The sequence below is a fragment of the Streptomyces niveiscabiei genome (assembly GCF_001419795.1).
GTDB classification, from domain to species: Bacteria; Actinomycetota; Actinomycetes; order Streptomycetales; family Streptomycetaceae; genus Streptomyces; species Streptomyces niveiscabiei.
Genome location: NZ_LIRL01000663.1, coordinates 1 through 12,885 on the forward strand (window position 1 = coordinate 1; position 12,885 = coordinate 12,885).

A 12,885-nucleotide genomic window follows, 5' to 3' on the forward strand; every position below is an offset into this window, starting at 1 on the left:
CCCCCGCCCCCACGCGGCCAACGGCCCCAGCGCCTCGTTCAGCCGCACCCCGTCCTCGGTCAACGAGTACTCGACCCGAGGCGGCACCTCGTCGTACGAGACACGCCGCACCACCCCGTCCGCCTCCATCTCCCGCAGATGCGAGGCGAGCACCTTCTCGGTGATCCCCGGCAGCAGGCGGCGCAGCTCGCCGAAGCGGCGGGAGGGACGCTCGTGGAGCGCCCACAGGACCAGCACCTTCCACTTGCCGCCGATCACCTCCATCGCCGTGTCGATGCCGCAGGCGTGTCCGTCCGGTCCGCCCGGCCGGTTCAGTGTCGTCATACCGCACCCTTCCGACGTGCTCACTCACCCCGGGGTAACCACCCACTCCGAAGTGCGTACTTGATCACCTCCGGGCCCGCGACGAGCCTAATCGGCATGACACGCAACGCAGTTGAGAAGACGCCCCTGACGCCCCTGACGCTGCTCGGCCTCGGCGCGATGGGCACCGAACTGGCCCGCGCCTGGCTCGCCGCAGGCCACCCGCTCACCGTCTGGAACCGCACCCCGTCCCGCGCCGCCGCGCTCGCGGCCGACGGCGCGCACGTCGACGTCGCGGACACCGCCGCCGAGGCGGTCGCCGCGAACTCCCTGGTCGTCGTCTGCCTGTTGGACGACGCCACGGTCGAAGAGGCGCTGTCCGGCGCCGACCTGACGGGCCGCGACCTGGTGAACCTGACCACCGGCACCCCCGCCCAGGCCCGCGCCCGCGCGCAGTGGGCCCGCGAGCGCGGTGCCCGCTACCTGGACGGCGGGATCATGGCCGTCCCGCCGATGATCGGCGTACCCGAAGCCGGCGGGTACGTCTTCTACAGCGGTTCGCCGGAGCTGTTCGAACGCCACCGGGCGACCCTGGCCGTCCCGGCGGCCACCACCTACGTCGGCGACGACGCGGGCTTCGCGGCCCTGCACGACGTGGCCCTGCTCAGCGCGATGTACGGGATGTTCGCCGGGGCCGCGCACGCCTTCGCCCTGATCCGCAAGGAGGGCATCGACCCCACGTCCCTGGCCCCGCTGCTCGCCGACTGGCTCACGGCGATGGCCCCGGCGGTCCACGAGACCGCCGACCAGCTGCGGACCGGCGACTACACGGAGGGCGTCGTCTCGTCCCTCGCGATGCAGACGGCCGGTACGCCGACCTTCCTGGACACCGCCGAACAGCAGGGCGTCAGCACCGAACTCCTCGCCCCCTACTTCGCGTTGATGCGCCGCCGGCTCGCCGAGGGCGGCGGCGAGGAGGGTCTGACGGGGGTGGTCGACCTGCTGATGCGCTAGAGGTGCGTGTCACCCCAATGAGTAACCGGCCCGTTCCTCGTGGGTCAGCTCCCGCGTGATCCCCTCCCGGGAACGCCGCAGGACCTCGCCGATCGGTTCGCAGGGCAGGCAGGTCCAGACGCGTACGGTGCCGTCGTCGTGCGAGCTGACGAACCGATTGCCGGGCAGGAAGTTCGTGTTCTCCACGGAGGCGCCGAATCCGTGCAGGACCACGGGCGGGCTGTTGCCGGTGGTGCTCCAGATCCGGGTGGTCGCATCGTTGCCGCTGGTCACCACCCGACGTCCGTCGGGACCGAACGACACGCTCCACACCACTCCCTGATGCCCGTTCAGCACCCGTGGCCTGCCGGGCTCGGTGAGGTCCCACAACCGGGCCGATCCGTCGTTGCCGCCGCTGACGAGGTACCGCCCGTCGGGGCTGAACGCCACTGTCCACACCAGGCCGTTGTGACCACGGAGGACGTTGAGGTCCTTGCCGGTGGCGGGGTCCAGGACGTGGACGGTGCCGTCCCGGCCGGCCGCGGCCACGCGTCGCCCGTCGGGGCTGTAGGCGACGTACCGCACGTTGTCCTGGCCGGTGTCGGCCACCAGGGATTGCGTGCCCGAGGTGGTCTGCCAGATCCGTACGGTGCCGTCGTTGCCGGCGGTGACCAGCCGGCGTCCGTCGGGGCTGAACTGCGCAGCCCACACCGGCCCGTCGTGGCCGCGCAGCACGACGGGTTTCGTCGCGTTGTCCAGCGGCCAGATCCGTGTGGTCCCGTCGTCGCCGGTTGTGGCGACCCGGCGTCCGTCCGGGCTGAAGGCCACCCCGAGGACGTCACCGGCGTGCCCGCGCAGCACGGTCGGCGGGGCTGGACTCCCGGTCCGCCAGACGCGCACGGTCCCGTCGGAACCGGCGCTGGCGAGCCGGCGGCCGTCCCGGCTCGGCACCACCGCCCACACCGGCCCGTCGTGCCCGGTCAGGACGCTGTCGCTGCCCGTCGGGGCCGCCTCCCAGATCCGTACGGTGCCGTCCTGGCTGGCGCTCGCCAGGCGCCGTCCGTCGGCGGCGAACGCGACCGCGGTCACGGTGCCGCGATGCCCGCGCAGGATCAGCGGGGCGGCGCGGTGACGCACGTTCCAGATCCGTACGGTGCCGTCGTTGCCCGTGCTGGCGACCCGGGCGCCGTCCCGGCTGAAGCCGATGCCCTCGGCCGTGCCGTCGTGGCTGCCGAGCACGACCGACTCGGCGGGGGCGTCGGGGTCCCACAGACGCGCGGTGCCGTCGGTGCTCGCGGTGGCGATGCGCTGTCCGTCGGGGCTGAAGGCGACCGCCTCCACGGAGTTGCTGTGCCCGCGCAGCACCACGGTCGTGCGCCGGCTCCCGACGTCCCAGACGCGTACCGTTCCGTCGCCGCCGCTGCTGGCGAGGCGGCGTCCGTCAGGGCTGAACGAGACGCCGAGCGCCCGCCCGTCGTGGCCGCGCAGCACGACGGGTTCGCCTCTCCCCGTGGCGTTCCAGATCCGTACGGTGCCGTCGTCACCGGCGGCGGCGACGCTGCGGCCGTCCGGGCTGAACGTGGCGGTCCACACCTGTGCCGTGTGCCCTCGCAGGATCACCGGCTCGGCGCTGCGGGCCCACTTCCACACCGAGACGGTGCCGTCCTCGCCGGCCGCCGCGATCCCGGTGCCGTCCGGGCTGAACGCAGGCGTCCACACCTCGCCGTCGTGGCCGCGCAGCACCACCGGGTCCCGCAGCGTCGTGCCGTACCGCCACACCCGTACCGTGCCGTCGCCGCCGCTGGTGGCGAGGTGCCGGCCGTCCGGGCTGAACGAGACCCCGAGGACCTGCCCGCCGTGGGCGGTGAGCACGGCCCGCACCCGTGACTCGAACACGGCTTGGCGCAGTGCCGCCTCGGTCTCGTCGGTCGCACGGGTCCGGTAGGCGCGCGTGGCCAGCAGCAGGCCCAGCTCCGGGTCGAGCTGGGCCTGCCCGCGCGCGCTCGCCACGAGTTGCCGGGAGAACGCGAGCGCCTGGCCTGCCTCCGCCCGCCGGGCCTGGACGAACGCGACGCCCGCGAGGACGGCCAGGGCGACCACCGCCGCCGTCAGCCCGCTCACGGTCAGCCGCACACGGCGCCGCACCGCCGCCCGCTCGGCCTGCGCGTGTGCGCGGCTCGCCGTCAGGAACTCGTGTTCGAGAGCGTTGAGCCGGACGGTGTCCCGGTCGTCCCACTCGGCCAGCCGTGCTCCGCGGTAGAGCACCCCGTCGTCCCTGCCGTGCTCTGCCCACTCCCCGGCCGTACTGGTCAGACGCCGGTGTGCGCGCAGGAGTTCGCGGTCGGTCTCGATCCACGTGCGCAGGCGCGGCCATGCGGTGATCAGGGCTTCGTGGGCGAGGTCGACGGTGTCGTCGTCGACGGTGACCAGGCGGGCGCGGGCCAGTCGTTCCAGGACCAGGGCGGCGTCGCCGCGGCCGTCTGCGGCCAGTTCGGTGCGCAGCGCGGGGCGGCGGGTGTCCTGGGCTCCGTCGCCGGGGGTGATGAGCCGCAGCAGCAGGTCGCGGGCGACAGCGGCCTGTCCGGGGGAGAGCTGGGTGTAGAGGAGCTCCGCGGTCCGGGCGATGGCGCCGCTCACCCCGCCGACGGCGTCGTACGCGGCTTCGGTGAGTGTTCTTCCCCGGCGCCTTCGCCAGGTCTCCAGCAGCGCGTGCGACAGCAGAGGCAGGCCGCCGGACGCGTCGGCGACGTCCCGGATGATGCGGGCGGTCAGGGCGCGTTCCGGGGTCAGTCCGGCGGCTGTGGCCGGTTTGACGATGGCGTCGCGCAGTTCGTCCGGGTTCATCGGAGTGACCAGCAGGTTGGCGTCGCGCAACGCGTCGGCCAGGGCGTGGTGTTCGGCGCAGCGGCCGTAGAAGTCGGCGCGGACCGCGATCAGCACCCGTAAGCGGCTTTCCGGTCGGCGGGCGGCGAGCAGGAGGTCGATGAAGCGGGTGCGTTCCGCCGGATCCCGGCAGAGGGTGTAGACCTCCTCGAACTGGTCGACGATCACGAACGTGTCCGTGCCGCCGTCGCCGGATCTGCCCGCGTCCAGGAGAGGGGCGTGGGCGCGTACGGGGTGATCGCCGGGCGTCAGGATCCGGATCACGGCCGGCCGCAGGCCGGGTTCCCGGGAGTGCTGGAGGGCGGGGATCAGGCCCGCGCGCAGCAGGGAGGACTTGCCGCTGCCGGACGGGCCGAACACCGCGGCGAACCGCTCGCGCCGCAGCAGATCCAGCAGCTCGCCGGTGAGGCGGTCCCGGCCGAAGAACAGTCCGCTGTCGCCCGGCTCGAACCGGGCCAGCCCCCGATAGGGCGCGTCCGCCCCCTCGCCGCCCTCCTCCGCGCCGGTCGCGGTGTCGTCCACGACCTGTTTCCAACGGGCTTCCCACTCGCTCGCGTCGCCCCCGCAGGCCGCCACGTAGGCCAGGGTCACCGCCAGCGTGGGCAACTGCTCGCCCGCTGCCGCCTGCGACAGGGTCGTGCCCGAGTAGCCCGCCCGCTCGGCCATCGCCCGGTACGTCATCCCGCCCGCCTCCGTCCGCAGCTTGCGCAGCTCGAACGCGAACCGTTGCACCGGACCCGCCCCCGGATCCACCGGCACCTCACGACGCCCCGCCAACATCCCTCCCTCACCAGTCGTCCCACACCGGACACCTCACCTCTTCACCCCCCAACCCGGCCCGAAACGTCACCCCGGCCATTGATTGGCCGCCGGAACAGCCCTGCCTATCAATGAGCCGGCCACTGGAATCGGTGGGTGAGCGGTACCGAGGGGGGCCCTGCGCATCCTGCTGTCTCGCCGATCGGCCGGAGAGACAGGGCCGCCCGCCGGAGCCCGTCCGACGGCGCCCGGAGCCGCTCAGGGAACGAAACTCACCAACGGAGGAAACCCATGAAGGTCCGATCCCAGATCACGAAGCGCTCCGCGGCCCTGCTGTGCGGTATGGCGCTGGCGCTCGGAGCCGGCAGCGCCACCGCAGTCGCCGCGGACCGGGCCGCGCAGCCGGCCGAGTCGACGTACGCGGCGCAGGCCGAGGCGGTGGGCCTTTCGGCCCGGCAGGCAGCCCAGGTGCAGGACCGGGTGGACGCCCAGCTGGCGGCCATGAAGGTTCCGGCGGAACAGGTGGGGTACAACGAGATCCGGGCGAAGGACGGCAGCGCGACCATCACGATGGCCGTGCCCGGCGTGACCGACACCAGCTGTGGCGACCGGTATCTGTGCCTGTGGCGGGATGCCAACTGGACCGGCACCAAGCTGTCGTTCACCACCTGCGCATTCCGCGACCTGAACGACTACGCCTTCAACAACGACACCCTCACCTCGTACAAGAACAGTCAGACCCGCGGCACAGTGGCCAAGTTCTACAACTGGCAGGGCGGCTCCTGGGTCCAGAAGTTCACCAGCACCGCCCCCCACACGGAGGACAGCCTCGCGAACACCCCCTGGAACGACATGATCGACGGCGTCCGAGTCTGCTGAGCCCTCGCCGCTGTCCTCGCACCGGCCACGGGCAGAGTGCCCGGGCCGGTGTCCGGGAGTGGCGTCCGGGAGTATGTGAAAGCTGAAGCAACTCGCCTACGATCCTTCACATGCCCCCCACCTTGCCGTCACTTCCCGCCGAGCGTCCCCTCCTCGATCCCGCCGCCGAGTACCGGAGTTGGCTCACCGAACGCCCCCTGGACCGCATCGCCCTCTGGGGCGACCTGACTCCGTGGCTGGTCACGCGGTACGACGACGCGCGGGCCGTGCTCAGTGACGCCCGGTTCAGCTCCGAGAACGTCCGGCCCGGTTTCCCGGGGCTCCAGCCGACGACGCCCCCGCGCACGCCGGGCCAGTTGTTCGCGATGGACCCGCCGGACCACACCCGGCTGCGCCGCATGCTGATCCCCGAGTTCACGTTCCGCCGGGTGGAGCAACTGCGCCCGGCGATCGGGCGGATCACCGCCGAACTCATCGACGGCCTTGAGGCGCAAGGGCGTTCGGCGGACCTCGTCGAACACTTCACGCTCCCGCTGCCGCTCCTGGTGATCTGCGAACTCCTCGGAGTCCCCTACGCCGACCGGCAGTTCATCCACCGCCAGGCCGCCGCGTTCGCCACGGTCTCGGCCGGCCCCGAGGCGATGCGCGCCGGCTGGGGCGCCCTCTTCGGCTACCTCCAGGAACTCCTCGCGGCCAAGGCCGCCACCCCCTCCGACGACCTGATGAGCCGCCTCGCCACCGAGCGCGTCGCCACCGGCGAGGCCACCGCCGCCGAGGCCGCCGGGCTCCTGGTCCAACTCCTCATCGCCGGGCACGAGACGACGGCCGGCATGCTCTCGCTGGGTACGGTCGCCCTGCTGCGCCACCCCGAGCAGCTCGCCGCGCTGCGGGCCGACGACAGCCTCGTACCCGGCGCGATCGAGGAACTCCTGCGCTACCTGACGATCGTCCACGTCGGCATGCGGCGGATCGCCACCGAGGACGTCGAGATCGCCGGAGTCACCATCCGCGCGGGCGAGGGCGTCGTCGTGGCGCTCCAGGCGGCCAACCGCGACCCGGCGGCCTTCGCGGACCCGGACACCCTCGACCTCACCCGCGCGGCCGACCGCCACCTCGCCTTCGGCCACGGCCTGCACCACTGCCTCGGCCAGTCGCTGGCCCGCGCGGAGCTCCAGATCGCGCTGCCGATGCTGTTCGAGCGGCTGCCGGGCCTCAAGTTGGCCAAGGAACCGGAGGAGTTCGCGTTCGCCGGACGCGCGGTGCACGGTGTGGAGCGGCTGCCCGTGGCCTGGTGAACCCCGTCCACCTGACGGAGTCGTGATCACCGCGTTGCCCCCTCCCCTCCCGTCTCGGCAGGCTCGGGCGGATGTCCTGACGAGGAGAGGGGCCCGCCGTGTGCGGACTTGCCGGATGGATCGGGTACGAGCGTGATCTGAGCGGGGACGTGTCCGTCGCCGAGCGCATGAACAGCACACTGGAGTGCCGGGGGCCGGACGCGCACGGGGTGTGGACCTCGCCCCGCGCGCTGCTGGCCCACCGGAGGCTGGCCGTCATCGACCTCGAAGGCGGCCGGCAGCCCATGGAGGCGGCGGCCGGACCGGTCCTCACCTACACCGGCGAGACGTACAACTACCGGGAACTGCGCGAGGAGTTGAGGGCGCTCGGGCACGCCTTCGGGACCGACTCCGACACCGAGGTGGTCCTGCGGGCCTACGAGGAGTGGGGAGCCGGCTTCGCCGAACACCTGACCGGCATCTACGCCCTCGCCCTGTGGGACCCGCGCACCGAGGAACTCCTCCTGGTCCGTGACCGGATGGGCGTCAAACCCCTCTACTACTGGCCCACGCCGGACGGCGTGATCTTCGGCTCCGAACCCAAGGCGATCCTCGCGCACCCCGACACCGAGGCCGTCGTGGACGCCGAGGGCCTGCGGGAGGTCTTCGGCATCGTGAAGACGCCGGGCCACGCCGTGTTCAAGGGCATGCGCGAGGTCCTGCCGGGCACGGTCCTGCGGTTCACCCGGTCCGGCAGCGAGGAGATCCGCTACTGGCGCCTGGCCGCGCACGAGCACACCGACGACCTCGACACGACGATCGCCCACGTCCGTACGCTCCTTGAGGAGATCGTCGCCGGCCAGCTCGTCGCCGACGTCCCCGTCGGCACGCTCCTGTCCGGCGGCCTCGACTCCAGCGCCGTCACCGCCCTCGCGACCCGCAACAGCGACAAGCCCGTCCTCGCGTTCTCCGTCGACTACAAGGGACTCGGCGAGCAGTTCGAGGCGAACGTCCAGTGGTCCGACCCCGACACCCCGTTCGCGGTCGAGGTCGCCCGGCATGTCGGCGCCGAGCACGTCATCGTCGAACTCGACAACGCCGACGTCCTCGACGACGACGTACGCGAACAGGTCCTGCGCGCCCAGGACCTGCCCGTCTCGACGGGCGACATGGAGTACTCGCTCCTGCTGCTGTGCCGGGCGCTGAAGGAGCGCATGACCGTCGCCCTGTCCGGGGAGGCGGCGGACGAACTCTTCGGCGGCTACACCTGGTTCCACGACCCGGCCGCGATCGAGGCCGACACCTTCCCCTGGCACCACCCCTTCGAGAAGGCGGGCGGCATGGGCGCCCTGCGCACGCTCGGCCTGTGGGGCAGGCTCGGGCTGACCGGGTACGTCAAACAGCGCTACACCGAGGCCCTGGAGGAGGTGCCCCGGCTCGCCGGGGAGAGCGGACACGAGGCGCGCATGCGGGAGTTGACGTACCTCAACCTCACCCGCTGGGAGAACTTCCTCCTCGACCGCAAGGACCGCATCTCGATGGCGGCGGCCCTCGAAGTACGCGTCCCCTTCACCGACCACCGCCTCGTCGAGTACGTCTACAACGTCCCCTGGGCGATGAAGAACCACGACGGCCGCGAGAAGAGCCTCCTGCGGTCCGCGATGCGCGGCGTCCTCCCGGAGTCGGTCCTCGACCGCAAGAAGACCCCCTACCCCTCCACCCAGGACAAGGGCTACGAACAGGCCGTCCGCGACCGCCTGGAGGCCGTGATCGCCGCCGACGACGCGCCCGTCCTGCGCCTCGCCTCCCGCGAGGAGATCCGCCGCCTGCTGGACGCCCCCGAGGGCAGCTACGCGATGGGCGGCCCCTGGAGCGCGCGGGCCGTCCTGGAACGGCTCGTCGAGTTCGACCGGTGGGTCAGGTCGTACGGGGTGCGCGTCGAGCTGTGACCGTCCCGGGCCCGTCGTCCGTACGGCGGGCCCTCAGCGTCCCGGCGAGCGAGCGCAGCGCCGGGGCCGCCCCCGACAGTGCCGCCCGCTCGGCCGGTGTCAGCGCCGCCAGGGACTCGGCGAACAGCCGCGCCCACTCCTGCTCGATCATCGCCATGCCCTGGACGGCGGCCAGGGTCGGGAAGAGGCGTACGGCGCGCCGGTCCGCCGGGTCCGGCTCGCGGCGCACCAGCCCCTGGGCGACCAGTGCGCGCACGGTCGTGCTGACGTTGCTCGCGTGCATCCCCAACTCCTGGGCGAGCGCGCCGACTTTGCTGCCGGGGGAGTCCAGGAGCTGGCGGAGCACGTCCAGTTCGGCCGGGGGCAGTGTGGGGAGCCCGGCCTCGGCGGGGCCGCGCAGGCGCAGGACGCGGCCCAGGGCGTGCAGGGCGGGGGCCAAGTCCCGCGCCTCGCGCAGCAGTTCGGCGTCGGCCTTCGCGTTCATGCGCCCACCCTAACAATGCTTATATATCTATAGCTATCCACGGTGGGCTGTCCGCGCCCCCGCACTTCCCCAACGACGCTGTCTGGAGCCCGAGATGTCCTCGCCACCCCGGCCCGCCGCCCTCCTCACCGCGACCCTCGCCCTCCTCTCCTTCGGCATGCCGCTCGCCACGGACATGTACCTCCCGGCCTTCCCGACCATGGCCGACGACCTCGGCACCGACGCCTCCGGCGTGCAACTCACCCTCACCGCCTTCCTGTTGGGCCAGGCCGCGGGCCAACTCGTGTTCGGCCCCCTCTCCGACCGGCACGGCCGCCGGCGCCCCATCCTCATCGGCGCGGCAGTGTGCACGCTCGCCACCGCCCTGTGCGCGCTCTCCCCGAACCTCGCCACCCTCATCGCCCTGCGCTTCGTCACCGGCTTCAGCGGCGCCGCCGGACTCGTCGTGGGCCGCGCGGTCGTCTCGGACGTCGCCACCGGCGCCGTCGCGGCGAAGCTGTTCGGCGTCCTGATCGCCCTCGGCGGCATCGCCCCGATCGTCGCCCCCCTCGCCGGCGGTGCCGTCGTCACCCACGCCGGAGGCTGGCGCGGCGTCTTCTGGGCGCTCGCCGCGATCACCCTGCTGATGCTGCTCGCCGCCCTCTTCTTCATCCCCGAGAGCCTCCCGCCGCAGCGCCGCCGCGCAGGCGGGATCGCGGCCACCCTCCAGACCGCCCGCTCCGTCCTCGCCGACCGCGTGTACGTCGGCTACACGCTGGCCTTCGTCTTCGCCTGCGGCGCCCTCTTCTCGTACATCTCCGGCTCGGCGTTCCTCCTCCAGAACGTCCTCGGCTTCACCGTCGGACAGGCGTCCGTCGCCTTCTCCCTCGGCGCCCTCACCGCGACCCTCTCCAGCACCGCCAACACCAGACTCGTCGGCCACTTCCCACCCCGACTCCTCCTGCACATCGGCCTGTTCACCATGTTCGCCGCCAGCGCCGCCGCCCTCCTGGTCACCCTCACCGGCCACCTGGACCGCGTCCTCGCCCTCGGCCTGATCGCCGTCACCTTCCTCGGCCTCGGCCAGGTCTTCGGTACGGCCACGGCGCTGGCGATCGAACGCGTCCCGGACGCCGCCGGCACCGGCTCCGCCGTCCTCGGCACCCTCCAGGGCGTCCTCGGGGCGGTCGCCGCGCCGCTCATCGGGCTGGGCGGCGACGACACCGCCGTACCGCTCTTCACCGGCATGGCCGGATGCTGCCTCGTCGCACTGCTCGCGCTGCTGCTCACGCGCGATGCGGGGGAGCCTCGACCTGACACACTGTCCGGGCACCTGACGATCTCTGGCGAGCGGCGTTGACCGCCGCTGCGGGCTGCGTGAGGCTCGCCCGCATGTCACCGACCGAAACCCGCCGACCCCGTCCCGTCACCGGCTGGCACAGCCTCACCCGCGCGGAGCTACGGGTCGCCCGGCTCGTCGCCACCGGCCTCAGCAACCGCGCCGTCGCCGCGCACCTCGTCGTCTCACCGCACACCGTCGACACCCACCTGCGGCACGTCTACGCCAAGCTCGCCATCCGCAGCCGGGTCCAACTCGTGCGCCACGCCCTCCAGTTCGACTCCGGCGACTGAGCCATCGTCGCAGCCGCACGCCCCCGGAACATCACGTGAAGACGTGATGCGCCCGCCGGTACCGGACGGCAGGGTGTGCGGCGTATCGACCCCCACGGAAAGGCCGTTACCCATGGATCCGCTCCTCGACATCAGCGACGAGGTCCGCACCGCCCTCGACGAACACCGTCCCGTCGTCGCGCTGGAGTCGTCGCTCATCGTCAACGGGCCGGCGTATCCCGCCAACACGGAACTCGGCCTGGAGATCGAGAAGGCGGTGCGGGACCGGGGGGCCGTCCCCGCGACCATCGGCATCGTCGACGGGCGGTTCGTCGTCGGCATGGACGCCGACCTCATCGAGCGGTTCGCCTCCAGCAAGGGCGTGCCCAAGGTCAGCGCACGGGACCTCGGGCCCGTCCTCGCCGGCGGGGGGCTCGGCGCAACCACCGTCGCCGGTACGGTCGTTCCCGCCGCCCGCGCCGGGATCGGCGTGTTCTCCACCGCCGGGATCGGCGGCGTGCACCGGCGGGCCCAGGAGACGTTCGACGTGTCCGCCGACCTTCAGCAGTTCACGCGCAGCCGGGTCGCCGTGGTGTGCGCCGGGGCCAAGTCCATCCTCGATCTCGGGCTCACCGCCGAATACTTGGAGACCGCGGGCGTGCCGGTGCTCGGGTACCAGACCGGGACCCTGCCCGCGTTCTACGTCCGCGAGTCCGACGTCCCCGTGAGCCGCGTCGACGATCTCGCGGTCGCCGCCCGGGCCACCTGGCTGCACTGGGAGGTCAACGGGGACCGGTCCGTGCTGCTCACCGCGCCCATCGACGAGCAGGACGCCCTGGACGGGGACGAGATCGAGGCCGCCATCGCCGCCGCACTCGCCGAAGCCGACGCGGCCGGCGTACGCGGCAACGCGATCAGCCCCTTCCTGATGCGGGCGCTCACGTCCGTCACCGCCGGGCGCAGCGCCGCCGCCACCCGGGCGGTACTGCTGTCGACAGCCCGTGTCGCGGGCGAGTTCGCGGTCGCGCTGGCGGCCACCCGAGAGGAGCGCTGACATGGCCCGGTACCAGGGCATCATCTTCGACCTCGACGGGACCCTCGCGGACACGCCCGGGGCGATCGTCTCCATCACCATGAAGGTGCTGCGCGGCCTCGGGCGCGAGGCGGACGAGGCCGCGGTGCGCGCCACCGTGGGCAAACCCCTCGACCAGAACTTCGCCGGGCTCCTCCAGTTGCCGGTGGACCATCCCCAGGTCGCGGAGGCCATGGCCGCCTATCGGGCCGGGTTCGGGGAACACCTTGAGGAGCAACGCGAGCGGATGCTGTACCCCGGCGTCGCCGAGGGCCTCACCAAGCTGCGCGACCTCGGGCACACGCTCGCCATCGCCACGTCCAAGACACACGAGGCCGCGGTGCGGACCCTGCGGGCCACCGGGATCCTCGACCGGTTCGCCTTCGTCGCCGGGCACGACTCGGTGGAGCGGGGGAAGCCGGCGCCCGACATGGCCCTGTACGTCGCCCACAAGCTCGCGCTTCCTGCCGAGCGGTGCGTGGTCGTCGGCGACGCCGTGGGGGACATCGAGATGGCTTCCGCCGCCGGGATGGCCTCCGTCGGGGTCTCGTACGGGGTGGCTACGGCCGATCAGTTGCTGGAGTCGGGGGCGCTGGTGGTCGCCGATTCGTTCGACGGGGTGGTGTCGGCGGTGCTCTGAGGGGGGAAGCCGTAGCCGTCGAAGATGGCGTGGAGGTCCCGCATGAGGTTCGGCGGGGG

General features: G+C 72.6%; 11 protein-coding genes. 8 read left to right on the top strand and 3 right to left on the bottom strand.

Annotation, left to right across the window (positions count from 1 at the left end; genetic code table 11):
- On the bottom strand, positions 1 to 324 hold a 324-nt coding region (locus AOK24_RS29770; protein ID WP_055723148.1), incomplete at its 3' end, for a winged helix-turn-helix transcriptional regulator.
- A gap of 96 nt (positions 325 to 420) precedes the next feature.
- Between AOK24_RS29770 and AOK24_RS29775 the strand changes: the two genes are divergently transcribed.
- On the top strand, positions 421 to 1,317 hold the full coding sequence (locus tag AOK24_RS29775; RefSeq protein ID WP_055723138.1) for an NAD(P)-dependent oxidoreductase: 897 nt from the start codon (positions 421 to 423) through the stop codon (positions 1,315 to 1,317).
- Positions 1,318 to 1,326: 9 nt separating this feature from the next.
- Here the strand turns inward: AOK24_RS29775 and AOK24_RS29780 are convergent, their stop codons facing one another.
- Positions 1,327 to 4,911, bottom strand: a complete 3,585-nt coding sequence (locus AOK24_RS29780) for an nSTAND1 domain-containing NTPase (RefSeq protein WP_055723139.1) — start codon at positions 4,909 to 4,911, stop codon at positions 1,327 to 1,329.
- Between the two features lie 318 nt (positions 4,912 to 5,229).
- On the opposite strand from AOK24_RS29780, the gene AOK24_RS29785 reads away from it, so the two are divergent.
- From AOK24_RS29785 to asnB, 3 genes are all read left to right on the top strand, one after another.
- Positions 5,230 to 5,817 (top strand): hypothetical protein, encoded by a 588-nt coding sequence (locus AOK24_RS29785; protein WP_055723140.1) that lies wholly within the window; start codon positions 5,230 to 5,232, stop codon positions 5,815 to 5,817.
- Positions 5,818 to 5,927: 110 nt separating this feature from the next.
- Entirely contained in the window at positions 5,928 to 7,112 is a 1,185-nt protein-coding gene (locus AOK24_RS29790) for a cytochrome P450 (RefSeq protein ID WP_055723141.1), read from the top strand.
- Positions 7,113 to 7,210: 98 nt separating this feature from the next.
- Complete coding sequence (asnB, locus tag AOK24_RS29795; protein WP_055723142.1) at positions 7,211 to 9,040, top strand: asparagine synthase (glutamine-hydrolyzing); 1,830 nt, start codon at positions 7,211 to 7,213, stop codon at positions 9,038 to 9,040.
- Here the strand turns inward: asnB and AOK24_RS29800 are convergent.
- Positions 9,009 to 9,524 (bottom strand): MarR family winged helix-turn-helix transcriptional regulator, encoded by a 516-nt coding sequence (locus AOK24_RS29800; protein ID WP_055723143.1) that lies wholly within the window; start codon positions 9,522 to 9,524, stop codon positions 9,009 to 9,011. The two genes, asnB and AOK24_RS29800, sit on opposite strands and share 32 nt — an antisense overlap.
- A gap of 94 nt (positions 9,525 to 9,618) precedes the next feature.
- Here AOK24_RS29800 and AOK24_RS29805 point away from each other — a divergent pair, with 94 nt between their 5' ends.
- The 4 genes from AOK24_RS29805 (at position 9,619) to AOK24_RS29820 (ending at position 12,826) form a co-directional block, all read left to right on the top strand.
- Positions 9,619 to 10,863, top strand: coding sequence for a multidrug effflux MFS transporter (locus AOK24_RS29805; RefSeq protein ID WP_055723144.1), 1,245 nt, complete (start codon positions 9,619 to 9,621; stop codon positions 10,861 to 10,863).
- A 32-nt stretch (positions 10,864 to 10,895) separates the two neighbouring features.
- Positions 10,896 to 11,135, top strand: a complete 240-nt coding sequence (locus tag AOK24_RS29810) for a response regulator transcription factor (RefSeq protein WP_055723145.1) — start codon at positions 10,896 to 10,898, stop codon at positions 11,133 to 11,135.
- 112 nt (positions 11,136 to 11,247) lie between these two features.
- The gene (locus AOK24_RS29815) at positions 11,248 to 12,168 is read left to right on the top strand and encodes a pseudouridine-5'-phosphate glycosidase (RefSeq protein WP_055723146.1); all 921 of its coding nucleotides are present in this window, start codon (positions 11,248 to 11,250) and stop codon (positions 12,166 to 12,168) included.
- Position 12,169: 1 nt separating this feature from the next.
- Positions 12,170 to 12,826 carry an HAD family hydrolase gene (locus AOK24_RS29820; RefSeq protein WP_055723147.1) on the top strand — a complete coding sequence of 219 codons (657 nt, stop codon included), beginning with the start codon at positions 12,170 to 12,172 and terminating at the stop codon, positions 12,824 to 12,826.
- Positions 12,827 to 12,885: the final 59 nt, after the last annotated feature.